26 protein-coding genes are annotated in these 23,483 nt (G+C 66.1%); 4 read left to right on the top strand and 22 right to left on the bottom strand.

Features of this window, described 5'->3' with window-relative positions; all coding sequences use genetic code 11:
• Positions 1–6: 6 nt before the first annotated feature.
• From fliP to A0U87_RS19255, 13 genes are all read right to left on the bottom strand, one after another.
• Positions 7–744, bottom strand: a complete 738-nt coding sequence (gene fliP, locus A0U87_RS19195) for a flagellar type III secretion system pore protein FliP (RefSeq protein WP_169863187.1) — start codon at positions 742–744, stop codon at positions 7–9.
• Positions 745–784: 40 nt separating this feature from the next.
• The gene (locus tag A0U87_RS19200; RefSeq protein WP_004208182.1) at positions 785–1,048 is read right to left on the bottom strand and encodes a flagellar biosynthetic protein FliO; all 264 of its coding nucleotides are present in this window, start codon (positions 1,046–1,048) and stop codon (positions 785–787) included.
• Between the two features lie 83 nt (positions 1,049–1,131).
• Positions 1,132–1,470, bottom strand: a complete 339-nt coding sequence (fliN, locus tag A0U87_RS19205; protein ID WP_004208183.1) for a flagellar motor switch protein FliN — start codon at positions 1,468–1,470, stop codon at positions 1,132–1,134.
• Positions 1,467–2,351, bottom strand: coding sequence for a FliM/FliN family flagellar motor switch protein (locus A0U87_RS19210; protein WP_170978428.1), 885 nt, complete (start codon positions 2,349–2,351; stop codon positions 1,467–1,469). Before A0U87_RS19210 ends, fliN begins: the two co-directional genes overlap by 4 nt.
• Before the next feature lie 48 nt (positions 2,352–2,399).
• The gene (locus A0U87_RS19215) at positions 2,400–3,071 is read right to left on the bottom strand and encodes a flagellar basal body-associated FliL family protein (RefSeq protein ID WP_137405883.1); all 672 of its coding nucleotides are present in this window, start codon (positions 3,069–3,071) and stop codon (positions 2,400–2,402) included.
• A 34-nt stretch (positions 3,072–3,105) separates the two neighbouring features.
• Entirely contained in the window at positions 3,106–5,265 is a 2,160-nt protein-coding gene (locus A0U87_RS19220; protein ID WP_137405884.1) for a flagellar hook-length control protein FliK, read from the bottom strand.
• Between the two features lies 1 nt (position 5,266).
• Positions 5,267–5,692 (bottom strand): hypothetical protein, encoded by a 426-nt coding sequence (locus tag A0U87_RS19225; RefSeq protein ID WP_010338845.1) that lies wholly within the window; start codon positions 5,690–5,692, stop codon positions 5,267–5,269.
• Complete coding sequence (locus A0U87_RS19230; RefSeq protein ID WP_010338846.1) at positions 5,689–7,017, bottom strand: FliI/YscN family ATPase; 1,329 nt, start codon at positions 7,015–7,017, stop codon at positions 5,689–5,691. The genes A0U87_RS19225 and A0U87_RS19230 overlap by 4 nt, the downstream gene beginning before the upstream one ends.
• The gene (locus tag A0U87_RS19235) at positions 7,014–7,655 is read right to left on the bottom strand and encodes a FliH/SctL family protein (protein WP_069335732.1); all 642 of its coding nucleotides are present in this window, start codon (positions 7,653–7,655) and stop codon (positions 7,014–7,016) included. Before A0U87_RS19235 ends, A0U87_RS19230 begins: the two co-directional genes overlap by 4 nt.
• Entirely contained in the window at positions 7,648–8,664 is a 1,017-nt protein-coding gene (fliG, locus tag A0U87_RS19240; protein ID WP_004208190.1) for a flagellar motor switch protein FliG, read from the bottom strand. The genes A0U87_RS19235 and fliG overlap by 8 nt, the downstream gene beginning before the upstream one ends.
• On the bottom strand, positions 8,657–10,405 hold the full coding sequence (fliF, locus tag A0U87_RS19245; protein WP_004208191.1) for a flagellar basal-body MS-ring/collar protein FliF: 1,749 nt from the start codon (positions 10,403–10,405) through the stop codon (positions 8,657–8,659). The genes fliG and fliF overlap by 8 nt, the downstream gene beginning before the upstream one ends.
• 3 nt (positions 10,406–10,408) lie before the next feature.
• Positions 10,409–10,768, bottom strand: coding sequence for a flagellar hook-basal body complex protein FliE (fliE, locus tag A0U87_RS19250; RefSeq protein WP_037517575.1), 360 nt, complete (start codon positions 10,766–10,768; stop codon positions 10,409–10,411).
• Between the two features lie 13 nt (positions 10,769–10,781).
• Positions 10,782–12,059, bottom strand: coding sequence for a sigma-54 dependent transcriptional regulator (locus tag A0U87_RS19255; protein WP_137405885.1), 1,278 nt, complete (start codon positions 12,057–12,059; stop codon positions 10,782–10,784).
• A 312-nt stretch (positions 12,060–12,371) separates the two neighbouring features.
• Between A0U87_RS19255 and A0U87_RS19260 the strand changes: the two genes are divergently transcribed.
• Positions 12,372–13,271: a flagellin gene (locus tag A0U87_RS19260; RefSeq protein ID WP_137405886.1), complete on the top strand. Its 900-nt coding sequence runs from the start codon at positions 12,372–12,374 to the stop codon at positions 13,269–13,271.
• On the opposite strand, the gene A0U87_RS19265 is transcribed toward A0U87_RS19260, so the two are convergent.
• The gene (locus A0U87_RS19265) at positions 13,235–13,492 is read right to left on the bottom strand and encodes a hypothetical protein (RefSeq protein WP_137405887.1); all 258 of its coding nucleotides are present in this window, start codon (positions 13,490–13,492) and stop codon (positions 13,235–13,237) included. The genes A0U87_RS19260 and A0U87_RS19265 overlap by 37 nt on opposite strands.
• On the opposite strand from A0U87_RS19265, the gene A0U87_RS19270 reads away from it, so the two are divergent.
• Both A0U87_RS19270 and mdoH read left to right on the top strand, forming a co-directional pair.
• Positions 13,485–14,972, top strand: a complete 1,488-nt coding sequence (locus tag A0U87_RS19270) for a glucan biosynthesis protein (RefSeq protein ID WP_137405888.1) — start codon at positions 13,485–13,487, stop codon at positions 14,970–14,972. The genes A0U87_RS19265 and A0U87_RS19270 overlap by 8 nt on opposite strands.
• A 60-nt stretch (positions 14,973–15,032) precedes the next feature.
• Positions 15,033–16,919, top strand: a complete 1,887-nt coding sequence (gene mdoH, locus A0U87_RS19275) for a glucans biosynthesis glucosyltransferase MdoH (RefSeq protein WP_037490449.1) — start codon at positions 15,033–15,035, stop codon at positions 16,917–16,919.
• Between the two features lie 16 nt (positions 16,920–16,935).
• Here the strand turns inward: mdoH and A0U87_RS19280 are convergent, their stop codons facing one another.
• From A0U87_RS19280 to A0U87_RS19315, 8 genes are all read right to left on the bottom strand, one after another.
• A complete protein-coding gene (locus tag A0U87_RS19280) occupies positions 16,936–17,673 on the bottom strand; it encodes a FliA/WhiG family RNA polymerase sigma factor (RefSeq protein ID WP_097384312.1) in 738 nt (245 codons plus the stop codon).
• A 12-nt stretch (positions 17,674–17,685) separates the two neighbouring features.
• Positions 17,686–19,803 carry a flagellar biosynthesis protein FlhA gene (flhA, locus tag A0U87_RS19285; protein ID WP_004208198.1) on the bottom strand — a complete coding sequence of 706 codons (2,118 nt, stop codon included), beginning with the start codon at positions 19,801–19,803 and terminating at the stop codon, positions 17,686–17,688.
• Positions 19,804–19,812: 9 nt separating this feature from the next.
• Positions 19,813–20,646, bottom strand: coding sequence for a hypothetical protein (locus tag A0U87_RS19290; RefSeq protein ID WP_026109018.1), 834 nt, complete (start codon positions 20,644–20,646; stop codon positions 19,813–19,815).
• Between the two features lie 146 nt (positions 20,647–20,792).
• Positions 20,793–21,104 (bottom strand): hypothetical protein, encoded by a 312-nt coding sequence (locus A0U87_RS19295; protein ID WP_004208200.1) that lies wholly within the window; start codon positions 21,102–21,104, stop codon positions 20,793–20,795.
• 15 nt (positions 21,105–21,119) lie between these two features.
• Positions 21,120–21,395 (bottom strand): flagellar biosynthesis anti-sigma factor FlgM, encoded by a 276-nt coding sequence (flgM, locus tag A0U87_RS19300; RefSeq protein WP_125986388.1) that lies wholly within the window; start codon positions 21,393–21,395, stop codon positions 21,120–21,122.
• A 45-nt stretch (positions 21,396–21,440) separates the two neighbouring features.
• Positions 21,441–21,989 (bottom strand): flagella basal body P-ring formation protein FlgA, encoded by a 549-nt coding sequence (locus tag A0U87_RS19305; RefSeq protein WP_125986390.1) that lies wholly within the window; start codon positions 21,987–21,989, stop codon positions 21,441–21,443.
• 63 nt (positions 21,990–22,052) lie between these two features.
• Entirely contained in the window at positions 22,053–22,565 is a 513-nt protein-coding gene (locus tag A0U87_RS19310) for a flagellar motor protein MotB (RefSeq protein ID WP_137405889.1), read from the bottom strand.
• Positions 22,562–23,230, bottom strand: coding sequence for a MotA/TolQ/ExbB proton channel family protein (locus A0U87_RS19315; RefSeq protein WP_170978429.1), 669 nt, complete (start codon positions 23,228–23,230; stop codon positions 22,562–22,564). The genes A0U87_RS19310 and A0U87_RS19315 overlap by 4 nt, the downstream gene beginning before the upstream one ends.
• Between A0U87_RS19315 and A0U87_RS26275 the strand changes: the two genes are divergently transcribed.
• Positions 23,210–23,482 (top strand): hypothetical protein, encoded by a 273-nt coding sequence (locus tag A0U87_RS26275; protein ID WP_170978430.1) that lies wholly within the window; start codon positions 23,210–23,212, stop codon positions 23,480–23,482. The two genes, A0U87_RS19315 and A0U87_RS26275, sit on opposite strands and share 21 nt — an antisense overlap.
• Position 23,483: the final 1 nt, after the last annotated feature.

Here is a 23,483-nt window from a genome sequence, read left to right on the forward strand (position 1 = left end):
GCCCTCCTATGTCGCGAAGGAGCCGGCGAGCGACCCCATCGTCAGCGCCCAGCCATCGACCAGCACGAATAGCAACAGCTTGAAGGGCATGGAGATGATCGTGGGCGACAGCATCATCATGCCCAGCGCCATCAGGGTCGATGCGACGACCAGATCGATGATGAGGAAGGGCAGGAAGATCATGAAGCCGATCTGGAACGCGGTCTTCAACTCGCTGGTGACGAAGGCCGGCAGCAGGATCGTGAAGGGGATGTCGTCGGGCGTGCGGAAGGCCGGGGCCTCGGCCATGTTGGCGAACAGCTTGAGGTCGCTCTCGCGCGTCTGCTTGGCCATGAAGCCGTGCAGCACCTTGCCCGAACGGCCGACCGCTTCCTCGATCGATATCTGGCCCTTGCCATAGGGATCATAGGCCTGGCCGTTGATCTGGTCGATCACCGGTCGCATCACGAACAGCGACAGGAACAGGGCAAGCCCCACCAGCACCTGGTTGGGCGGCGTCTGTTGCAGGCCCAGCGCCTGGCGCAGCAGCGAGAGGACGATGATGATCCGAGTGAAGCTGGTCATCATGAGGATCAGCGACGGCAGGACCGACAGCAGGCTCATGAGGACGAGGATCTGCAGCGACAGCGACAGCGAGCGGCCGTCGCCCGAAATCTGACCCATCGCGCGGGTCAGCGCGCCGCCATTGTCGACCGGCGCCGGCGCGGCCGGCACCGCCTGCGCCAGCGCAGGATCGACCAGCATCAGCCCGGCGGTCAGCAGGATGCCGCCGACCAGCCAGTGACTAGCGCGCACGATAGGGGTCGCCTTCCGCGATCTTCTCGATCCGGCCACGGGTGACCGACAGCAGGATCTTCTTGCCCTCGAACTCGACCACGGCCAGCTTGCCGAACGTGCCCATCGGCAGCGCTTCCAGCAGCTTCAGCGACCGGTCATTCTGGCCGACCATCATGCCGGGCTGATATTTGCGCCACAGCCACAAGGCACCAAAGGCCATGCCGCCCACAAGCGGCAGCAGGATCAGCAATTTGACGAAATACCAGAACATGCACGCGCCCCGCGTTTAGGTTAATGCGTCATCCGATCCGCAAGAATGGGCCGCAAGGCAAGCGCAAAAGCACGGCCCTGCGATCAGCCGCGCCGTTCGACCCCGGCCATGCGGGTTTCGGTGGCGGCGATATCGACGATGCGGATGCCATAGCGGCCGTTCACCGTCACGACCTCGCCCTTCGCGATCAGCGCGCCATTGACCATGATGTCGAGCAGTTCGTCGGCCTGGCGATCCAGTTCCACGATGCTGCCTTCGGCCAGGTCCATCACTTCTGCCAGGCGCAGCGAGGTCGATCCGACCTCCACCGACATGCGCACCGGAATATCGGCCAGCAGCTTGAACTGGCGGTTGGCCGCCATGCGGCTGGCGCTGTCTTCCCCACGGGGATCCATCATCGGGGCGTCGCTCATATCACTCATTGTTCCGGTCCCTGTGCAATCTTTTCAATCTGGAAGGCGGCACGACCATCCTGTTCGCCGATCGTGCCGTGCGCGACGATCCTGTCGCCGACGATCAGCGGCAGACTGCGGCCGATCGTCACGGGTATGATGTCGCCGGCCTTGAGCTGCATCAGCTCCGCCAGCGAGAGATTGGGGCGGGCCAGCACGGTGCGGGCCGGCAGGCGGATGTCGCGCATGCGGCGCGCCACACGGGCCTGCCATACCGGATCAACATGCTCGTCGTCGCTTGCGACCTTGCTGCCCATCAGGGCCTCGACGCCGCGCAGCGCCGCCAGCGGGAAGACCATGTCGATCGACCATTCGCGATCCCGGTCCAGCCCGACGCGGAAGCGCTGCACCACCATCTGGTCGGCGGGCTGGGCAGCGGCGGCAAAGCCGATGCCGGTTTCACGCAGCAGCAGGCCGGGTTCCAGCGGCAGGACTTCGGACCAGCATTCGACCATGCGGGCCATGATGGTTTCCGACAGGCGGGCGATCAGCCGGTCTTCGGTCGGGGTAAATTCGCCGCGCGCGGGCAGCGCCCGGTTGCCAAGGCCGCCATAGAAGCAGTCGACCAGGGTCGAGATCATGGTGGCGTCCATGCACAGCAGCATCTGGCCCTTCAGGGGCAGCAGGCGATAGATGGACAGGCTGCAGAAATTGGGAGCGCCGGCCGACCAGGCGCCAAACTCCAAGACCCGCGCATCCTCTGCCGCGACATGCGGGCGGATGCCGGAAATGGGTTCGATCAGCGCACGGATACGCCGGCCGAGCTTTTCACCCAGCCGGTCGAGGCCCGACAGCATTACCGGAGCTTGCGCGTCTCCCCGCCCGAAGGCGAAGGATTGAACGTGATTCATGTCTGTCCCCTGCCCTCGGCCAGGGGACTTCCCAGCGTTCAGGCAGCGCTATTGAATAACGAAATTGGTAAAATAAACGTTATCGACACCGCCATAGCCGGTCTTCTGCTTGAGTACATCGTTGATGATGCCCCGGATTTTTCCTTGCAGCATGCGCTTGCCGTCGGGCGTGACCAGCTGCTCCTCGGGCTGTTCGGCGAGCATCATCAGCACCTGACTGCGAATCGCCATCTCGTGCATCTTGATCGCGGCGATCACGCGATAGTCATAATAGGTCGACACCGCGACGGTGATCTGGGCGAAGGCGTCGGTGTCCGTCATGTTCGACGTGAAGGGCGCCTGGAGCTGGAAATAGGTGGCCTGATAGGCGGTCGGATTGGCCGGCGCGGGCAGGTCGATGCCCTTGCCCGGCGCATGGGCGGCCGACGGGGCATGCCCCTCGCCACCGGCGCTCGCATGGCCGCCGCCTTCGCCACCACCACCGCCTTCACCGGCCCAGCCATGGGCGGTGGCGACAGCCTGCGCATCCTCGCCCGCCAGGACGAGCACGGGCTTGTTGGGATCTTCCTTGGGGCCCTCAGCCTTGGGGCTGAAGAAGCCGGCGGCATACAGGCCGCCCGCGGCGCCGGCACCGCCCACCACCATGGCGACGGCGACCAGCAGGATGAGCTTCATCCCCCCACCCTTCTTCTTCTTCTTCGCCTTGGGTTCATCGCTCATCGTTCACGTCCCCTGGAATATCCCGTCCCGGCCGTCAGGCGTAGCGCGCGCGGCGGACGTCACCGGCGCTATCGCCGGTGTCACCATGGTTAAGAACGGCCGGATCGCTCCCGGCTTTATGGCCAAGGCCATTATTTTCACGGCCCTGCCAGCGGCCCTGCGACGAGGATTGGCCCATCGACTGGCCCGCCATCTGGCCGGCACCTTGCCAGGCGCCCTGCTGTTGAGAGGCATTGCCCTGCTGGCCGTTCGACTGGCTGCCGGTCTGGCCATTGGCATCGGCCTTGGCCGCTTCGGCGACATGCGGCGCGCGCTCGATCTTCACCTCATGGATGCGCACGGCGGCAAGGCCCGCGTCCAGCTTCAGCCGGTCGCTATCCTGGCGCAGCGCCATTTCCGCCGCCTCGCTGGCAACGGTCAGGCTGACCGCCGCGCCATCGCCATCCTGGCGGATATCGACCTGGATCGGGCCAAGCTGGTCGGCGTTGATCTGGAACCGGCCCTGCGCGCCATTGGCCGACAGGCCAGCAATGTCGCGGGCCAGCCCGTCAATCCACTGTCCCGACACGCCCATATCGACCACCTGCTGGCCAAGGCTGGCCGACAGGTCGACCGTCGGCATCGCCGCCGGGGTAACCGAAGGGGTCTGAGGGGCTGCGGCCTGTGGCATGGACATGTCTGCACCACGATGGGGCGCGGCCGGGGTGGCGGCGACCAGCGGATCGACGGCCGTGGTCGCCTTGTCCGGCGTGCGATCGCTGACCGGCGCTGCCGCATCGGCGCTGTCGCGCACCGGCATCCCCCGGCGGTTCATATGGTCGCGCACCAGTTGCAGCAGCGACAGGGCCTCCGCCTTGGCCGGCTTGGCGGCCACGGGCGCGGCCGGGACGTCGGTGCCGGCGGATGCGATCTCGACATCGGCCTCTTCCGGGCTGCTGGTTACAGCCGCAGGCGCGGTCTTCTCGGTCGGTTTGACGGCCGCCACGACCATTTCGGCCGGCATGTCAGGGTTGACCTCCGGCGCCGCAGCGACGGCGGGCATGACCTGCTCGACCGGGCGCGGTGCCATCACGGGCTGTGGGGCGGCCTGGACCGGGGCCTGCACGACATTCGGGGCCGCGTTGACGGCTGGCGCAGGCTGGGCCGGGATCATCGCAGCGACCAGTTCGGGCATCATTTCAGGCGTCGTTGCAGGCGCCGCAACGGGCGTTGCAACGATCTGGTCATCCTGCCCATCCGCGCCGACCACCGGGGCCATCACCGCTTCCTGTCCCACGGCCGGTTTCGAAGGGGCCTGGGTTTGGGACAATGAAGGTGACAGCGAAGGAGACACGCTCAAAGGCATCTCCCGGGTCGGCGCGGATGGAGCCGAAGATGCGGGGGCATCGATCGGCGCCTGCGGCAAGGGGGGGAGTGCAGCAGGCAAGGAATGGGCAATCGGATCGGCGACAACTGGCGCATCGCTGTCGACGGGCGCATCGGCCGTCACTATGTCAGCTTCGCTGTCACCATCGGCGATGTCGTCGGCCTCGGGCGCGACCATCGCAGCCGGCAGAGGCTGCGGCGCGTGCGTCGGCACGGTCTTGATCGGCGCGTCGGCAAGGGCGAGCGCGATCGGGCCTTCGGCTTCCACCGGCAGCGGCGCGGCCATATCGGCAGTCGGAACCGGCGCCGGAGTGCGGATATCGGCAGGCGCAGGCGCGACCACCGGCGCCGGGGTCGGCAAGGGCAGCGGCAGGGCTTCAGCGTCAGCCTCGCCTTCGGGCAGGACGATCGGCGCGGGCTCGGCCGATACGGGCGCGATGGCCGCCTGATCCTGGACCGGCGCAGCGACGGGCAGGACCGGCTCGGCGACCGGCAATGCGGCCTCAATGATCGGCAACGCCGGTTCTGCGACCGGCTGGACCGGCATGGCCCGCTGGGTCAGGAATTCGGCGGTATCCGGCAGAGCCGGCGCCTCGATTGCTTCGGGCATCACGACCGGCGCATCGCCCTCGATCGTCGCTTCCGCCGGCAGGGCGGCCGCACCCACGGTCGTGGCAGGCGCAGCCGGCTGCGGCGCGCCATCGACATCGCTCAGCAGCGCGGCGAAGTCGGCCGCACCCTCGGCCACGGCCGAAGCAGCGGCCGTCGTCGCACCGGCCAGCGGTGTCGAGGAGAAGAGCAGCGATTTGAGGCTGGCGAGCATGGTCATGTCAATTGTCCCCCGTGCGCTGCATGCGGCGATAGCGCGGCAACGCGGCAAGCTTGTTCTCGCGCCATTCTTCCAGCGCGACGCGGGCCCGATCCTTCAGGCGCGCAGCAATTTCCTTCTCGCGGTTGGCCGCGATGCTGAGCCCTTCCTTCGCCTCCACCTTGCGGCGGGCGTCGTAGAGCGCGCCGTCAAGCTGGCGACCGGCCTGCTCCAGACGGCTGGCCAGTTCCTGCATCGAGGCGAAGGAGGCACCGGTAGCGCCGCCCTGAACGCCGAACAGCTCGCCCCGCACCCGACGCAGACGTTCGAGGTTGGTGGCAATCCCCTCCGCCTCGTCACGGGCGCGCGCGGTCTCGGCCATGGCCATGGCATGCTGGACATGGCGCACGCGCAGCACGCGATGACGGCGGGACACCAGCCCCTTCACGCGCCGAACTCCGCGATCAGCGCGTTGGCGCTGGTATCAAGGTCGATCCGGCTCTTCTGGTCCTGGCGGATGAAATTCAGGATTTCCTGGCGACGCTGCACCGCCTCGTCGATCACCGGATCATTGCCGGGGCGATAGGCGCCCATCAGGATGAGGTCGCGATTTTCCTCATAGGCAGCCCAGAGACGGCGATAGGCGGCAGCGGCCTGGCGATGCTCGTCGGGCACGACGTCGGCCATAACGCGCGACAGGGACTTGCCGATGTCGATCGCCGGGAAGATCGCCTGTTCCGACAGGCTGCGCGACAGCACGAAATGCCCGTCGACAATCGCGCGGGCAGCGTCGACGATTGGATCGTCGGTGTCGTCGCCATCAGCGAGAACGGTGTAGAGCGCGGTGATCGAGCCGCCGGTGCGGGCATCGACGCCGGCCCGTTCGACCAGACGCGGGATCAGCGCCAGCGCCGAGGGTGGATAGCCCTTCATCGCCGGTGGTTCGCCAAGCGCCAGGCCGATCTCGCGCTGGGCATGGGCGCAGCGGGTCAGGCTGTCGATCAGCAGCAGCACCTTCTTGCCGCGGGCGCGGAAATATTCGGCGATGGCGGTAGCGCGGGCGGCCGCGCGCAGGCGCAGCACCGGCGGATGGTCGGCCGGCACGGCCACCACGATGCTCTTGTGCATCGCGTGCTTGAGCTTGGTTTCGAGGAAGTCGCTGACCTCGCGGCCACGTTCGCCGATCAGGCCGGTGACGACGATATCGGCTTCCGCGCCGGCGATCATCTGGCCCATCAGCACCGACTTGCCGACGCCCGAACCGGCGATGATGGCGATACGCTGGCCGCGACCGGCGGTCAGCAGCGCGTTGACGGCGCGCACGCCAAGGTCGAACGGCTCGGTCACGCGGCCGCGATCGAGGACATTGCCCTTCACCCCGTTGAGCGGCCAGACGCCGCCGGCGATGATCGGCCCCTTGCGGTCGAGCGGCTGGCCCATGGCGTCGATGACGCGGCCGATCAGCCCCTCACCCACCTGCACCATATTGGCCTGGCTGTCGGGTTCGACACGAATGCCGTTTTCCAGCGGCGCGTCGGCATCGAGCGGCACCAACAAAGTGCGCTCACCACGAAAGCCAACGACTTCGGCGCGGCAGACCGACCCGTCGCTGGCAAGGACGCGGGCGCCCGAACCGATCGGACGGCGGAAGCCGGTGACTTCCAGCATGCCGGCATCATGGCTGACCAGACGGCCGACATGGCGCGGCTGGCGATTCTGGACCTGAAGATGCTCGAACAGGGTTTCGGCCTGCGCCAGCTCGGCGCGGATCATGCCTTACCCTCCATGTCATCCATCAGGGCACGCAGGCGCGCCAGACGAACGTCCGGGCCATCCTCGACCCAGCCATCGGCGGTTTCGAGGCGCACGCAGCCGCGCTGCATGCTCTTGTCCGACACCAGCGGCACGCCGATCTGCTCGCCTTCGAGCAGGGCTACGTCGTCAGGATGCAGATGCAGCGCGCTCTTGTCGCTGCTGTCATCGATGAAGGCGGCGACCGCTTCGCAGCGCTGGGTCAGCCGGTCGAGATCGATCTGCACTTCGCCGACAATCTGTTCGACCAGGCGGACGACCGTGGCCGACAACATGGTCGACAGGCTGCCGCTGGGTGCCGGCGCCAGCATTTCAAGCGCGGCGGTCAGGCGGTTGCGCGCCTCGATCTCGTTCGCCTGATCCTCACCGGCGGCGCGATAGCCTTCCTCGAACCCCTGCGAGAAGCCCGCCATATGGGCTTCGTCGATCGGATCGGTTTCCGGTTCGGCATGGATCGGCGCGCGGGCGGGCGCCGCGACGACGTCGCCGGGCAGCGCCGAATAGAGGCTGCGGAAGCCGTTGCTGGCCACCTGGCCAACGCCGATCATCGGCACGCTCGATACGTCGTGGCTGGCTTCGGCGGCCCAGATCTTAGACAAAGTCGTTCCCCTTGCCACCCAGCATGATGGTGCCGGCATCCGCCATGCGCCGGGCGGTGGCGATGATCAGCTTCTGCGCGTCGATGACTTCGGCCAGGCGGATCGGGCCGCGTTCCTCGATTTCGTCGGCGATCGCCTGCGCGGCGCGGGCCGACATGCAGCTGAAGATCTTCGCCTTGAGCATGTCGTTCGCGCCCTTGAGCGCCACGACCAGCACCTGGCTGTCGACGGTGCGCATCAGCGTGCCCAGATTCTTGTCATCCATGTCGATCAGATTATCGAAGACGAACATTTCCTCTTCGATGGTCTGGGCGATCATCTTGTCGCGCTTGGCGACGGCCTTCATGATCCGCTGCTCATTGTCCTTGCGGACATTGTTCATGATCGCAGCCGCTTCGACCGTGCCGCCGCGCTGCGACGCCGCACCCTGCTTGTTCACCGGACCGCGCAGCAGCAACTGCTCCAGATCGTCCAGCGCCTCGTTCGACACCGGGCCGAGCGTGGCGATGCGATAGACGATCTCTTCCTGATATTCGGTCGGCAGCAGTTGCAGCACGTCGGCGGCAACCGGCGCTTCCAGATGCGCCAGCACGATCGCCATGATCTGCGGATGCTCCATCTCGATCAGGACGGCGATTTCCTTGGCGTCCATCCACTTCAGCATTTCCAGCTGGGTGGAGCGGGTCGGCGGGGTGATGCGGGCCAAGATGGTTTCGGCCCGTTCCTCGCCCAGCGCCTTGGTCATCGCGCCGCGGATATGGCGGGTCGCGCCATAGCCGATGGTGGTGCGCTTCTTGGCCTTGGTGACGAAATGGTCGAGCGCCTCGTTCACTTCCTCCGGATCGACATCCTGCACGTCATACATGGCGTAGCCGAGCTGACGGACTTCTTCGGGCTCCAGGCGCGACAGGATCTGGGCGGCCTCATCCTCATCGAACAGCATCAGCAGGACGGCGGCGGCGGCGCTGCCCTTGAGCGCCTCGGGACGGCCGGGGACGATCTCAGGCATTTTCCTTCTTCCCTTCCTTCAGAAGGTCGCGGACCACCAGGGCGGCGCGATCGGGATCCTGCTTCACGAAATTGCGGATCAGGTCGGCGCGCTGGGCATAGTCATAGGTGGACGAGATCATGTCGAGCGTCACCGGACGGCTGGGATCGGGATTTTCGGTCGCCTGCTTGGTCAGTTCGCCCGAGATTTCGCGACCCAGGCGCTGACCGGCTTCAGCGGTCTCCACGACCTTCGCTTCCTGGGCGGCGGCGCGGCGCTTGAGCAGCGGGCGACCGATGCCGAAGATCACCAGCAGCGCGACCAGCAGGGCCGAGACATTGCGGATCAGCGGCGACATCCAGTCGGCCTCATACCAGGGGGCCTTGACCTCTTCGGCCTTGGCGAAGCTGCGGGCCGACAGGGCGACGACGTCGCCACGGGCCTGATCGAAGCCGACGGCACCCTTCACCAGCGCTTCCAGCGCGGCGATTTCCTGGGCGGAGCGCGGCTTGCCGTCGGCGCCGGTGTCGAGCGCCACGGCGACCGACAGGCGCTTGACCGTGCCGACCGCATCCTTGGTGACCGACACTTCACGGCCCAGCTCGAAGCTGCGGTTGAAGGTTTCCTCGGTCTTCATCGGCGGCAGGCCCGGCGTGGCCGGCTGCTGCTGTTCGGCCGTCTGGCCCTGCGTCACGGCCTGGCCGTTCGGGTTGGTCTGGGTCACGGTCGGGTTGACCGGCGCCTGGTTGCTGAGCGCGCCGGGGATGCCCGAAGCCTCGCCAGCCTTCTGGCCCCGCTCGTCCGACGACCAGCTACCCTGCTCGGCACGCAGGCGCGCCTCGTCCTGGGGGAAGCTTTCGCGGGTCGCCTGGCGTTCGGCGAAATTCAGTTCGGCATGGACCTCGGCCGAGAATTTGCCGTCGCCCAGGATCGGGGTCAGCAGCGCGACGACCGACTGGCGATAGCGATCCTCGATCCGGGTCTGGATGGCGAGCTGGCGATCGTCGGCGGCATTGCCGTCATTATTGCTGAGCAGGCGGCCATTCTGGTCGACGACCGAAATATCTTCCGGGTTCAGTTCCGGGATCGACGAGGCGACGAGATGGACGATGGCGCTGACCTGCGCATCGGTGAGCGTGCGGCCCTGCGACAGACGCAGCATCACTGAGGCAGACGGCTTGGTGCGTTCGCGCAGGAAGACGCTGGGCGCTTCGACCGCGAGATGAACCTTGGCGCTTTCGACGCTGTCGATCGCCTCGATCGTGCGGGCGAGATCGGTCTCGCGGGCGCCGCGCAGCTTCTCATTCTCGACCGCGCGGCTGGCGCCCATCGGCAGGCTGTCGATCATGCTGTTGCCGTCGGGCGCGCTCTTGGGCAGGCCCTGGGCGGCGAGCATCATCTTCGCCTTGAAATAATCGCCTTCGCCAACGGTCATGCCGCCAGCATTGTCGAAGTCATATTTGATGCCATTCTGGTCCAGCACCTGGGCGACGGCGGACTTGTCGCCATCGGGCAGGCCGCGGAACAGGTCGCGCTGCGGCGGTTCGCGCAGGGCCAGCCAGGCAGCGCCGGCCACCGCGACGGTGCCGAGCAGGCCGAGCAGCGGCAGGCTCTTGGCCACGGCCGGCTGCTTGATGAAGCCGGCGAAGCGCGCCTTGAGCGCATCCACGCCCTTGGCATTGCCGAAGCTGGCACCGGTGACGGCCGGGAGGGCCGGGGCAGCGGCCGAGCCGCCATCGATGGTGAGTGCGTTCTCGCTCATGGGTTAGACCGGCATGCTCATGATGTCCTTGTAGGCGGACAGGAGTTTGTTGCGGACCTGGAGGGTCGCCTCGAAGCTGACCGATGCCTGCTGCTTGGCCAGCATGACCGCAGCGATATCGGTGGTTTCGCCCCGCTCGAACGCCGAGGCGGCATCGCCAGCCTGGGTCTGCAAGCCGTTGACCTGCTGGAGCGCGTTGTTGAGCGCGTCGGTGAAGCCGCCCGGCGCAGTGCCCTGGGTGGCGCCGGCGCCACCGGTCGAACCGACATTGCCGGTCGAGGCGACGTCGCGCAGCGCGGCGTTCTTCTGCAGGATGGCATTGCGCATCGCCATCACGCTGTCGGTGGGAGAGATACCGGTCATGCCCTAACCCTCCTTAAGCCGCAGCCAGCTCACGCATCTCGGCGAGCCGATAGCGCAGCGTGCGTTCGGAAATGCCCAGCTTGCGGGCGGCGGCGGCGCGATGGCCATCGGTCTCGCGCAGGGCGGTGCGGATCGCTTCCAGCTTGGAATGATGGGCGACGTCGCGCAGGCGGATCGGTTCGGCCGGTGCGGCAGCGACTGCGGCGACCGGCGCGGCCGAAACGATACGCAGCGGCTGCGGCGCGCCCGCGACATGCAGGTCGTCGGCTTCGATACGCTCGCCGTCGCGCAGCACCAGCGCGCGCTGCAGCACATTGCCCAGTTCGCGGGCATTGCCCTGCCAGCGATGAGCGGCCAGCTTGTCGAGTGCGGCGGCGGTCGGCCAGACAAAGCCGTCCTTGCCGGCATCCTGGTGGCGCAGCAGCATGGCGGCGGCGATCGCGGCGATGTCGCCGGGACGTTCGGCCAGCGGGCGCAGTTCCAGCGCCATGACATTGAGGCGCCAGTAAAGGTCTTCGCGGAAGCGGCCGGCGGCGACTTCGTCGGCCAGGTTGCGGTTGCAGGCGGCGACGATGCGGACATTGACCGGCACCGGATGAGTGGCGCCAACCGGTAGCACTTCGCCTTCCTGGAGGGCACGCAGCAGCTTGGCCTGGAGCGCGAGGGGCAGCTCGGCGATTTCGTCGAGGAACAGAGTGCCGCCGTCAGCGGCCAGGAACAGGCCGTCCGAGGCATTGGATGCGCCGGTGAAGCTGCCCTTCTTGTGACCGAACAGCATGGCTTCCATCATGGTTTCGGGCAGCGCGGCGCAGTTGACGGCGATGAAGTCATGGGTGACCCGGCCGGACTGGGTATGAAGGAAGCGCGCCATGCCTTCCTTGCCGGTGCCGGTATCGCCCTGGATCAGGACGGTGGCCTCGCTGCGGGCCACGCGGCCGGCGAGCGTCATCAGGCGGGCACTGGCGGCATCGCCAACCGCCGGGACCGAAGTCGGGCGGGCCAGTTCGGCGATCAGCGCAAAGGCAAAGCCCATGTCTTCGAGGCCAAAGGCGACGCGGGCGGGCAGGCCATTGGCCGCCGGCACCAGCGACGGCTTGCCGTCGACCATGTTGATGAGGATATCGCGATGGGTGGCATGGCCGATCTCGGTCGCGAGAAGGACGCGGCGGCTATCCCGCTCACGCGGGCTCTGCGCATCCACGATCCGCACCGTGTACAAGGCATTTTCGAGCCAGTGCTGCAAGCCCGGAACGAGCGCGCAGACCCCACGGCTCACGTCAAGCGATGACATGAACTGTCCCCAGTGTCTTGGCAGGTTTGTGCCCCCGCACGCCCCTACCCCCTTCGATGACTTAAATTTACGCCAGCGTGGTTATTAGATGGTTAACGCGGCCATTAACTTGCCGGTGACCGGCAATTTTTTTCCGCTCCGCCGGCAGAAAAATCGCACTCTATATATACGCGCACGCGTAGAGGGCTGTTTTTCCGTCTTTTTCCAGAAAAATCGCATCAGCCCCTAAAAGCTTTTCGCGGCCCGCCGTTATCCCCTTTCGAGGCCGCAAGCGTCAGACGACAGCGACCTGATGAACGGAAAGGGAATATCATGACTGTTATCGGAACCAACTCGTCGGCGCTGCGGGCCACCAATGCTTCGGCCGCCGCCAGCAAGGCTCTGTCCACCGCCATGGAGCGCCTGTCGACCGGCAAGCGCATCAACTCGGCCAAGGACGACGCCGCCGGCCTCGCCATCGCCTCGACCATGACCTCGCAGATCCGCGGCATGACCCAGGGCGTGCGCAACGCCAATGACGGCATTTCGCTGGCCCAGACGGCGGAAGGCGCGCTGAGTGAAATCGGCAACATGGTTCAGCGCATGCGTGAACTGACCGTTCAGGGTCTGAACGGCACCAATGACGACAAGGCGAAGGCTAACATCCAGTCTGAACTGGATCAGCTTGCCGGTCAGATCACCGACACGCTGAAGAACACCGAATTCAACGGCACCAAGCTGTTCGACGGTTCGAAGGCGTCCGTCACGATCCAGGCCGGCGCCAACGCATCCGACTCGATCGATCTGGCGCTGGGCGAGCTGGTCGACGACACCGACCTGGCCAAGCTGGTCGACTTCGACACCGGCAAGGCTGCCTTCTCGCTGGTTGCCAAGGCTGCTGACGACAACGGCACGCCCGGCGACACCAGCGATGATACCCCCGCCGTCGCGGCCGTCACCGACGCAATCCTCGCGGACTTCGACACCGGCCTTCAGAAGCTGGCGAACAATCGCGCCGATCTGGGTGCCGTGCAGAACCGCCTGGAATCGACGGTCAACAATCTGACCAACAACATCACCAACCTGACCGACGCCAAGAGCCGCATCGAAGACGCCGACTTCTCGACCGAGACCACGGCGCTCGCCAAGGCCCAGATCCTGAGCCAGGCATCGACCGCGATGCTGGCCCAGGCCAATCAGAGCCAGCAGAACGTCATGAAGCTGATCCAGTAATCCGGATCAGACACCGAAAATGACGGGTTGAGGTATTGGTCACCGGCAACCCGCCATGTCACCCCCGGCACATCAACAGTCCCCACCGTGCCGGGGGTAACACCTTCGATCAAACGGCCAAATTCGAAGCCTCCGTCCCCCCGGGCGGGGGCTTCATCGCGTTTGATTACAGGCACATCTTGCAATGGCGCGATCAGCACCCATGATGGACGCATGACCATGATCGACCGGCGCGCCTTGATCGCTGCTTCGGGCGCAGCGCTGCTGCTCCCCCGCCCTGCCCTTTCCCAAGCCAGAAACGACCGTTTCTCGTTGGACGGCATCATCGCCATGGCGCAGAAGCTGGCGCGTGCGCCCTTTGCCGAAACCCCGCCCAATCCGGTCGCCGCCAAGGTCGGTTATGACCAGATGCACCAGGCGCGGTTCCGCGACGAGAAGACGATCTGGGGCGACCTGCCCGGCGACACCGGCGTCCGCCTGTTCCCGCTGAGCGGCACGGCCCAGCAACCGGTGCAGATCGCGCTGGTGGACAAGGGCGTGGCGACGCCTCTGCGTTATGATCCCACCATGTTCGAGACGCCGGACGGCAATGCCGTCGCGGACCTTGGCCCGGACGCTGGCTATGCCGGCTTCCGCATCATGAATGCCAAGCGCGACGGCGACTGGCTGTCCTTCCTGGGTGCCAGCTATTTCCGCGCGCCCGGCCCGACCAAGCAGTTCGGCCTGTCCGCCCGCGCGATCGCGATCAACACCAGCATTCCGGGCAAGGAGGAATTCCCCCGCTTCACCCATTTCTGGCTGGAGCGGACCGGCGATAGCAGCGTCACCGTCTATGCCCTGCTGGACGGGGCGTCGATCACCGGCGCGTTCCGCTTCGTCAACCAGCTTGGCCCCAAGGGGGTGACGCAGGACGTGACCGCCGCCCTCTTCCCGCGCCGGCCGATCCCCGAACTGGGGCTGATGGCGATGACCAGCATGTTCTGGTATGACGAGGCGCACCGGACCAAGGGCACCGACTGGCGCCCGGAAATCCATGATTCCGACCTGCTCTCCATCGCCAGTGCCGATGGCAGCGCGCAGGCCCGGCCGCTGGTGAACCCGTCCGTCCCGCGCGTCGATGGCTTTGCCGAGACCAGCCCCAAGGGCTTTGGCCTGTTGCAGCGCGACCGCAATTTCGACCATTATCAGGATGACGGCGTCTATTATGACCGTCGCCCCTCGCTATGGGCGACGCCGTCTGCGCCGCTGGGTGCGGGGCAGGTGCGGCTCTACACCTTCCCGACCGACAGCGAATATACCGACAATGTCTGCGCTTATTGGACGCCGGCCAAGGCCGCGCGTCCCGGCAGCCGGATCGATGCCGCCTATCGCCTGGACTGGACCGCGGACCGGGCACCCGCCGGCAGCAATCTGGCGATCGTGCAGGCGGTCTGGCGCGGTCGTGGTGACGAAGCCGGGGTCGAGCGACTGGTGATCGACTTTGCCGGCCTGCCCGCCGATGCGAAGCCCGAACTGTGGACCGACATCGGCAATGGCACCATCGTCAAGAAGGGCGGATATCCGGTGCTGGGCCAGGCGGGATTGTATCGCGTGGCAATCGACATCCGCAAATCGGGCGACAGGGCGGCGGATATCCGGGTCCAACTTCGCTCTGGCAATCGCGCGTTCAGTGAATATGTGCATTATCCGATAGGCGCATGAAGGGAACCACGCGGGTAGCGAAAGGTTCTAGCGCTCGGGTTAACCAGGAATGGGTCTGACATGACATCGACAGGAGGCACGAACGTGGCCGATGGGGCCACGGGGTCGCAAGCGCTTGTCCGGGCGTTCGAAAGCGTGCCGGCAGAGGCGCCGCTTGCCATGCCGGTGCAGGATTTCGCGACCGCGCCGGGTCGGATCCATCGGCCGCTGAACATCGACCTGTGGGCCCGTCGGCTGCTGGTCGTGCTGCTGGCACTGCTGCCCGCCGCGCTTGCCGCACACGAGATGCGCCGGTCGATCGGCCTGGACGGCATTTCCTTCTGGGAGGGCGTCTATCTTGCCCTGTTCATCCCGCTCTTTGCCTGGATCGCCTTTGGCTTTGCCACTGCCGCGATCGGCTTCCTGTTGCTGACGGTCGGCAAGGGCAAGGGCGTTCGCCCCTATATCCCGCGCGACCGCACGCCGCTCAAGGCGCGTACCGCGATCCTGCTGCCGGTCTGCAACGAGGATTTCCTGGGCGTGCTCGGCCGCCTGTCGATCATGGAACGATCGCTGTCGCAGGTAATGGGTGGCGAGCGCTTCGAATTCTTCATCCTGTCGGATTCCAACCCGGAAAATGGCGAGACCGAGCGCAAGGCCTATCTGGAAATGCGCAAGGCCTTCTCGCGCCCGGTCCATTATCGCCGTCGCGCCCGCAATATCGGTCGCAAGCCGGGCAATATCGAGGAGTGGGTGACCCGTTTCGGCGGCGCATATGACCATATGATCGTGCTGGATGCCGACAGCGTGATGAGCGGCCAGACCATGGCGCGCCTGTCGGTCGACATGGAACGTCACCCGCATCTGGGCCTTATCCAGACCGTCCCGACGGTGATGGGCGCCGCCACGCTGTTCGCCCGCTGGCAGCAATTTGCCAGCCGCCTGTTCGGGCCGATCTCGGCCGCCGGCATGATCTGGTGGGCCGGGTCCGAAGGCATGTTCTGGGGCCATAATGCGATCGTCCGGGTGCGCGCCTTCGCCGAAAGCTGCGGCCTGCCCGAACTGCCGGGGCGTGCGCCCTTTGGCGGCCATATATTGAGCCATGACATGCTGGAAGCAGCGCTACTGCGCCGGCGCGGCTGGGACGTCCACATGGTCACCGCCGACGACAGTTTCGAGGAATTTCCGCCGGCCATGCCCGACCTGTTCACCCGCGATCGTCGCTGGTGCCAGGGCAATATCCAGCATGTCCCGCTGCTGGCGAAGATCAAGGGGCTGCACCCGGTCAGCCGGTTCCAGCTGTTCGTCGGCGCATCGGCCTATTGCACCTCGCCGCTATGGCTGGCGATGATGCTGGTGGTTCTAGGCGGCGTCGCCACCGGCGTCTGGCCGCCGGCCGCCGTGCTGCCATCCAGCACGCTGCTGACGGTGACCGCGGTGCTGCTGTTCGGTCCCAAGATATTGGCGATCGGCTGGGCCATGGCCGACCCGTCGCGGCGGATCGGCTTTGGCGGCGCAGTGCGGATGACGCGCGGCGTGATTGCCGACATCCTCCTGTCGATCCTGATGGCGCCGGTCGCGATGCTGACCCAGACGATCAACCTGTTTTCCATCCTGATGGGCCGCAAGGCGAGCTGGAACGGCCAGACCCGCGACCGCGACGGCATGGCGATCCTGGGCGCGATCTGGCTGTTCAAATGGCATATCTTGCTGGGCGTCGGCCTGGCCGTGCTGGCGGTGCGCGCCAATGCGATCGGCTGGATGAGCCCGGTGCTGGCCGGCCTGTTCGCCGCGCCCATTCTGGCCGCCCTGACTGCGCGCAAGGATCTGGGCCAGCGGGCGGAAAATAGCGGCCTGTTCCAGGTGCCCGAACCGTGGTGGCGGACACAGAATTACCGGCCGCTGCGTTTCCGCTGGCCGGTTCCGGGTCGCAAGGCATCGGTGTCGCGCCCCGCCAACGACGGTTGACGGGCGCGCGGACCGGTCAGTTCCAGTCGCTGAGCTTCCCGCGCAGCTTGTCGAGCGCGGACTTCTTGATCTGGCACACGCGCGCCGCGCCGATGTCCAGCGTCTGGCCGATTTCCTCCAGATTGAGTTCCTCGACGAAATAGAGTTGCAGCACCAGTGCCTCGCGCTCGGGCAGTTCGCCGATGCATTTGGCGAGCGCGCCCTTGAGCGATTCCCGCTCCATGATGTCGTCGGCGCGATCCTCGACATCGGCGAACCACATGGACTGGTCGGAATAGACCTCATCCATGCTGGTGTGCTGGACCATCTCGGCGCCATCGGCCGCCTCGCGATAGTCGGCGGCATCCATGCCCAGTTCAGCGGCCATTTCCGCTTCCAGCGGCGTCCGGCCTAGCTTCTGTTCCAGCTTCGCGCGGGTGGCGGCCAGCTTCTTGCGGGTCGCCATGGCGGAGCGGCACAGGGTCGAATGGCGCCGCAGATGATCGATCATCGCGCCGCGCACGCGCAGTTGCGCATAGGAGGCAAAGCCCAGGCCTCGATCCTCGAAGCTGTTGGCAGATTCCACCAGCGCAACCATGCCGATCTGCAGCAGATCCTCCACCTCGATCGCGCTGGAGACGCGGCCATGGACATGCCAGGCGATCTTACGCACCAGCGGCATGTAGCGGCGCGCCAGCTGTTCAGGGGAATTGGCAAGCCCTGCCCGTCCATAGGTGAGGACATCCGAGCCTGCAGCGACCTTATTCATATACATTGGTCAGTCTCCTCAGGCGACGCGTTCACGCGGCAGCGGGTCGTGCCGGGGCGTGGGACGCTGCTCGCCACCGACGACGGCGACAACCTCGACACCCTTGCCGTCCGGGATTTCCAGGAAGGACAGCACCGGGGTCTCGGGCAGATGGGGTTTGAACAGCCGGGCAAGCGCGCGGCGCGCGACCGGCGAGGTGACGATGGCGAAATTGCGCGCCTGGCCCAGCATCGGCCGGGCGGCATGCACGACCGATTCGACGATGCGATTGCCCAGGCTCGGCTCGATCGGATGCTTGGCGTCGCCCGCAACCCGCATCGCCTGCGCCAGCATCGCTTCCAGATCGCCGTCGAGGGTGATGACCGGCAGCGGCATCTTCACCGGGACAAGGCCCTGGATGATGAGCGCGCCGATGCGCTGGCGCACCGCTTCGACAAGCTGTTCGTGGTTCATGTCCGGGCGGGCCGCGTCGACCATCGCCTCGCAGATGCGGCGGAAGTCCTTGAGCGCGATCCCTTCCGACAGCAGCGCGCGGCACAGCGCGGAAATCTGCGTCAGGCTGAGCGTGCCGGGGGTCAGGCCGTCGACCAGCTGCGGCGCGACATCCTTGAGATTGTCGAGCAGCTTGCGGGCTTCGTCCAGACCAAACATCTCGGCCGCGTTCATCGCGATCAGCTGGTTGAGATGGGTGGCGACCACCGTCGGCGGATCGACCACGGTATAGCCGGCGACCACCGCCTCGCTGCGCTTGGCCGGCGAAATCCAGACGGCGTCGAGGCCGAAGGTCGGATCCTTGGCCGGGCGACCAGCGACCGTGCCTTCCAGCATACCGCTGTCCAGCGCCAGCAGATCGTCGGGCCAGATATCATCCTCGCCCACGACGACGCCAGCGATGGTGATGCGATACTGATTGGGCTCGAGCGCCAGATTGTCCTTCACGCGGACCATCGGCACGACAAAGCCCAGTTCCTTCGACAACTGGCGACGAATGCCGGTGATGCGGGCCATCAGCGGCGCGCCCTTGCGCTCATCAACCAGGCCAATCAGGCCATAGCCGATCTCCAGCCCCAGGATCGCGCCATCGGACACGTCGTTCCATTCGATGATGGCCGGGTTGGGCGGCGGCGCGACCGGTTCGGGTTCGGCGGCCTTGCGCTGACCCGCCTTGCGCAGCTGCCAGGCGATGCCGCCGGCGATGGCGGCGGCCGTCAGGATGATGAGGTGCGGCATGCCCGGCAGAATGCCCAGGAAGCCAAGGATCGCGGCCACGGGCACCCAGGCCTTGCCGGTGCCGAACTGGCCGGCGACCTGCGCCGAAAGATCCTGTTCGGACTTGACGCGGGTCACGATCGAGGCGGCGGCGATCGACAGCAGCAGCGCCGGGATCTGCGCGACCAGCGCGTCACCGATGGCGAGCAGGATATAGGTCTGGGCCGCATCGCCCATCGCCAGGCCATGGCTGACCACGCCCAGGATGATGCCGCCGATGATGTTGATCGCCAGGATCAGGATGCCGGCGATCGCGTCGCCCTTCACGAACTTGGACGCACCGTCCATCGAACCGTAGAAATCCGCCTCGGTCGCGACTTCGGCACGGCGCAGCTTGGCTTCTTCCGGCGTCATCAGGCCGGCATTGAGGTCGGCGTCGATCGCCATCTGCTTGCCCGGCAGGGCATCCAGGGTGAAACGCGCCGACACTTCCGACACGCGGCCCGCGCCCTTGGTGATGACCACCAGGTTGATGATCATCAGGATCGCAAAGACGAAGATGCCGACGACATAATCGCCGCCGATCAGGAAGTGGCCGAATGCCTCGATCACCTGGCCGGCCGCGTCCGATCCCTCATGGCCGGACACCAGCACGACGCGGGTCGAGGCGACGTTGAGCGCCAGGCGCAGCAGGGTCGCGAACAGCAGCACCGTCGGGAAGCTGGAAAAGTCGAGCGGCTTGGCGGCGTTCAGCGCCACCATCAGCACGGCAAGGCTGATCATGATGTTGGTGATGAAGCCGATGTCCAGCATCACCGCCGGCACCGGCACCATCATGAACAGCACGACCATCAGCGTGGCGAACGGCAACACCGCCCCCTTGGCGGCGCTCATCCAGATCTTCGCTTTGACTTGGGTGGGAGTCATGAGAGGCCGTTACCTTCCGAGGGTGGCGAGCATGAGATAGGCGAGACGCGCGGTCTGCGGTTCCGGGCGGACGGTGACGTCGGCCTGGGTCGCAAGGCGCTGGGTTTCGATCCGCACATAATCGGCGGGGGCGACGGTCTTCGCGCCGCTGGGCAGCCCAGTTGCGCCAGAAGCGTCGGCATATTGGACATTGCCGGTGCCGATCGAATCGACACCCTTTTGCAGCTTGCTGGCGAAGCGATCGCGAATATCGGCGAAGCTGCGGGCATTGCCCTGCTTGTCATAGAAGATCGAGCGATTGGCGCGGGCCGCCGCCGGGAAGATCGAGGCGGCCGTTGCGCCAGGCGCGCGATCATTCATCGACAGGAATTTGGACGCACCACCCACGCCCAGGAAATGGGCGAGGTAGAGATCGACCGGCTCGGCCTCACGACCCAGGCGGCTTTCCAGATAGGCCTTGTTGTCGGCGGCATGTTCCGCCGCCATGACGGAGGCGGTCTCGGGGTGCTTGCGCAGGTCCAGGATCTGCTGGCGCAGATCAGGGTCCGACACATAATAGCGGCCATTGCTGCCCTTGCTGATCGCGTCAGCCGCCCAGCCCAGTCCATATTCGGCGCCATGCTTGTCGACGACGGCGAGCCAGCTCTGGTCGACGAACTGATAGAGACCGGTGGCGGAAGAGGTGGCGGCACGGGCGCTGGGGTTCAGGCTGGATTCGATCTTGGCCTGACCAAGCAGGTAGGAGAAGTCCACGCCGGTACGACGGCTCGCCATCGCAATCGCGTTGGTGACGCGATTACCGGCCGAAGCTCCCGTTGCTGAAATGTCTGCAAGTGCCGACACTGACCCACAATCCCCATTTGGTACCGTGGGCTATTAGAGCAATGCTTGTGCCAAGATTTGGTTAACGCGGTTAAACAAGATTCTGCGTAAAACGAAAAACGGCGCCGATTGGCGCCGCTTTAGCCCGAAAGCAAAATTTATTTTTGTCAGCGCCGACCGTAGGTGAGCGGCGCATTGCGAGCGCCGTTGGAGGTCAGGATCGCGAGTCGCTGGCTGGTATAGTCCGCCAGCACATTGGTGCGCACGCGCGCCGCTTCGATCAGCGGCAGGAGCCGGTTGAGCCGTTCGACCACATCGGGTTCGGAACGCCAGGCGCCGATCGCACGGGCGGCCGCCGCCGCCGTGCTGACCCTGGTGCTGGCAGCTTCGATCGCGGCCGCATCATTGCCGTCCAGCGCAGCGCGCAGGTCGTCAAATGCGGCGAAGAGACCATCCAATGCAGCAAGGCCGAGGGGCATGAAGGAATGTCCTGTTTAGGCGGGAAGATCGAGCGCCATCATCCGGTCGGCGATCACCGACGGGTTGACGGGATAATTGCCCGAAGCGATCGCGGCCTTGATGGCAGCGATGCGGTCCATGTCGACAGGCGCGCCTTCGGCCGCCATGCGCGCCGCGGGGCTGGCCGACGTCGATGCCGACGCGGTGGTGCCGGTCGATCCGGTTGCCGATGCGACGCGGGTCCTGCCCCCTTCGCGCAAGCGGTTTGCCTCGATTGCCGAACTGATGCTCTGGCCGACTGAGTTGATCATTGGTTCATTCCTTCACTCGTCCCTTGAACGCTATAACGGACAAGTTCAAAAATTATTAAATCCCGGAATGCGCACTACGCCCAGGTCCACGATCTGGGCAAGTACAGGCGATGACTTCTTGTCTTCGCGCACGCGAATCGTCTCGCCAATTGCGCCATCTTCATCGGCGATCATCATGCGCGAGACGCTGAAACTGGCATTGCCGGCCATGAGCTGGACCGGATCGCCGCGTTTGACGACCGATTCCTTGGCGACCGGCCGCGCGGCCGGGGCATAACGGCCGACCGGGCCGGAGGCAGCAGCGGCGGCCCCCGCGACCAGCGGCACGCGAATGCGCCAGCCCAGCGCATCGCACTTGACCATGGCGGCGCCGAAGATCGGCCCTTCGACGCTGGGCGTGGTCGGGCAGGCTGCGAGGCGGAGGCGACGATCGACCGGCGCCAGCGGGCCACCGGGTTCGCCCATATTCGCGCCGACGGTCATCGCGACCAGGCTGTCGATGCGATCCAGATTCTCGAACTTCTGCTGCGCCAGCGCGGGCTGCGCAGCGGCGCAGGCCAGGGCGATGGCGAGGAACTGAACGGGTCTGGTCACGGCGCTTCTCCGAAAATGCGGACTTTCGCCATGGTTAAAAGCAACAAACGTGCCAGTTTAGGCTCAGGGCTTCACGGTCTCGCCCGGCGCGATGCGGATCACCTGCCCCTGCCCGTCGGCGCTGTCCGCCTGATCCAGGCCGCGGATGAGCAGGCGATCGCCCACTATGCCCTGCGCCTTGAGCGCGCGCGCCACGGCGCCAAGCCGCGCTGCCGCCAGATCCCAATCGTCGAAACGCTGTCGTGCCCGGTCCTGCCCCTGGCTGCGCAGCTCGATCATGCGGTCATCCTGCATATAGGGCCGCACCGCTGCGCGCAGGCGTATCTGCCCCTGCGGCGTCAGCATCGCCTCGCCCGGCGCAAACAGTTCTGCCGCGCGCAGCTCGATCGCCGTGCGGGCGGGACGGCCACCAAATTGGCGACTGACCTCAGCCAGCATCGCATCGCGGCGCTGGCTGCCGGTCGCCTGGAGCAGCACGAAGAAGCCGAGCAGCAGCATCAGCAGATCGGCAAAGCTGACGGCCCAGCGATTGCGCCGGGCCGCCGTTGCGGCCGATGGGATTGCGGGCGCGGTCATGCGACTTCGCGGATCGATGCGCGGCGCAGCGGCGCATTTTCGCGCCGTGCGATCGCCAGCATGCGCGCCACCGCCTCCTGCTGCCAGGCCAGTTCCTGTTCGGACAGGGTCGCCAGACGCGCAGCGATCGGCGCGGCGAGCAGATTGGCGATGACCACGCCATAAAGGGTTGTGAGCAGCGCAAGCGCCATGGAAGGACCAAGCGCGGACGGATCATCCATCGCCGCGAACATGCCGACCAGCCCAATGATCGTGCCAGCCATGCCCAGCGCCGGCGCCGCATCGGCGACCGACAGCCAGACATTGCGCACGCTGGCGTGGCGCTGGGCCCGATCGGCCAGCGCCTGCGACGCCCAGGTTTCGAATTGTTCGACGCGATCGCAATTGGCAAGGCGACGCGCGGCATCGACCATGAAGCCGCTGTCACTCCTCACCCGGTCGATGCACATCAGGCCGCGCAACTGGGCCACCTGGTCAATCTGGAGCAGGGCCGTGCGCGCCGCATCCCGGTCGCGCAGCGGATCGGCGCGCAGCAAAGGCCGCAACGCCACGCAGGCCCGGCCGACCGCCTGGACGCCATTTTGCGCCAGCGCCACGACCGCGACACCACCCAGCATCGCGGCGAGCGTGAGCGGATCGAACAGATGCGCCAAAATCCCGATCATGCCACCTTCCGTTCCGCCATGCTGACCGGGCGGCAAAAGATTGCCGCCACCCGGCAAATTTTTGCCGCCCTTGCCGCCCGATGCCGCGAAAGCCCGAATTTCCGGCAGTTTGCCGCGCCACCCTGCGTCACCCACGCAAATTGGCACGGTCCTTGCGGATATCCGGCTGGATCGCTCGCATCGAACGCCATCAGGCAGGAGAACGACGGGACGATCGAAAGCTTTAGGCCCGAATGGGCAAAAAGGGACTGAC

Source organism: Sphingobium sp. MP9-4 (assembly GCF_005281675.1).
Taxonomy (GTDB): domain Bacteria; phylum Pseudomonadota; class Alphaproteobacteria; order Sphingomonadales; family Sphingomonadaceae; genus Sphingobium; species Sphingobium yanoikuyae.

What these genes read in the sequence shown, in the direction of transcription:
- fliF (WP_004208191.1), bottom strand. Translation starts at nt 10,405, where the DNA reads ATGAGCGAGAACGCACTCACCATCGATGGCGGCTCGGCCGCTGCCCCG.
- A0U87_RS19260 (WP_137405886.1), top strand. Translation starts at nt 12,372, where the DNA reads ATGACTGTTATCGGAACCAACTCGTCGGCGCTGCGGGCCACCAATGCT.
- A0U87_RS19315 (WP_170978429.1), bottom strand. Translation starts at nt 23,230, where the DNA reads ATGATCGGGATTTTGGCGCATCTGTTCGATCCGCTCACGCTCGCCGCG.
- A0U87_RS19255 (WP_137405885.1), bottom strand. Translation starts at nt 12,059, where the DNA reads ATGTCATCGCTTGACGTGAGCCGTGGGGTCTGCGCGCTCGTTCCGGGC.
- A0U87_RS19215 (WP_137405883.1), bottom strand. Translation starts at nt 3,071, where the DNA reads ATGAGCGATGAACCCAAGGCGAAGAAGAAGAAGAAGGGTGGGGGGATG.
- fliG (WP_004208190.1), bottom strand. Translation starts at nt 8,664, where the DNA reads ATGCCTGAGATCGTCCCCGGCCGTCCCGAGGCGCTCAAGGGCAGCGCC.
- mdoH (WP_037490449.1), top strand. Translation starts at nt 15,033, where the DNA reads ATGACATCGACAGGAGGCACGAACGTGGCCGATGGGGCCACGGGGTCG.
- A0U87_RS19280 (WP_097384312.1), bottom strand. Translation starts at nt 17,673, where the DNA reads ATGTATATGAATAAGGTCGCTGCAGGCTCGGATGTCCTCACCTATGGA.
- A0U87_RS19310 (WP_137405889.1), bottom strand. Translation starts at nt 22,565, where the DNA reads ATGACCGCGCCCGCAATCCCATCGGCCGCAACGGCGGCCCGGCGCAAT.
- fliN (WP_004208183.1), bottom strand. Translation starts at nt 1,470, where the DNA reads ATGAGTGATATGAGCGACGCCCCGATGATGGATCCCCGTGGGGAAGAC.
- A0U87_RS19270 (WP_137405888.1), top strand. Translation starts at nt 13,485, where the DNA reads ATGACCATGATCGACCGGCGCGCCTTGATCGCTGCTTCGGGCGCAGCG.
- fliE (WP_037517575.1), bottom strand. Translation starts at nt 10,768, where the DNA reads ATGACCGGTATCTCTCCCACCGACAGCGTGATGGCGATGCGCAATGCC.
- A0U87_RS26275 (WP_170978430.1), top strand. Translation starts at nt 23,210, where the DNA reads ATGCGCCAAAATCCCGATCATGCCACCTTCCGTTCCGCCATGCTGACC.
- A0U87_RS19200 (WP_004208182.1), bottom strand. Translation starts at nt 1,048, where the DNA reads ATGTTCTGGTATTTCGTCAAATTGCTGATCCTGCTGCCGCTTGTGGGC.
- A0U87_RS19265 (WP_137405887.1), bottom strand. Translation starts at nt 13,492, where the DNA reads ATGGTCATGCGTCCATCATGGGTGCTGATCGCGCCATTGCAAGATGTG.
- A0U87_RS19230 (WP_010338846.1), bottom strand. Translation starts at nt 7,017, where the DNA reads ATGATCCGCGCCGAGCTGGCGCAGGCCGAAACCCTGTTCGAGCATCTT.
- fliP (WP_169863187.1), bottom strand. Translation starts at nt 744, where the DNA reads ATGCTGGTCGATCCTGCGCTGGCGCAGGCGGTGCCGGCCGCGCCGGCG.
- A0U87_RS19210 (WP_170978428.1), bottom strand. Translation starts at nt 2,351, where the DNA reads ATGAATCACGTTCAATCCTTCGCCTTCGGGCGGGGAGACGCGCAAGCT.
- A0U87_RS19220 (WP_137405884.1), bottom strand. Translation starts at nt 5,265, where the DNA reads ATGACCATGCTCGCCAGCCTCAAATCGCTGCTCTTCTCCTCGACACCG.
- A0U87_RS19295 (WP_004208200.1), bottom strand. Translation starts at nt 21,104, where the DNA reads ATGCCCCTCGGCCTTGCTGCATTGGATGGTCTCTTCGCCGCATTTGAC.
- flhA (WP_004208198.1), bottom strand. Translation starts at nt 19,803, where the DNA reads ATGACTCCCACCCAAGTCAAAGCGAAGATCTGGATGAGCGCCGCCAAG.
- flgM (WP_125986388.1), bottom strand. Translation starts at nt 21,395, where the DNA reads ATGATCAACTCAGTCGGCCAGAGCATCAGTTCGGCAATCGAGGCAAAC.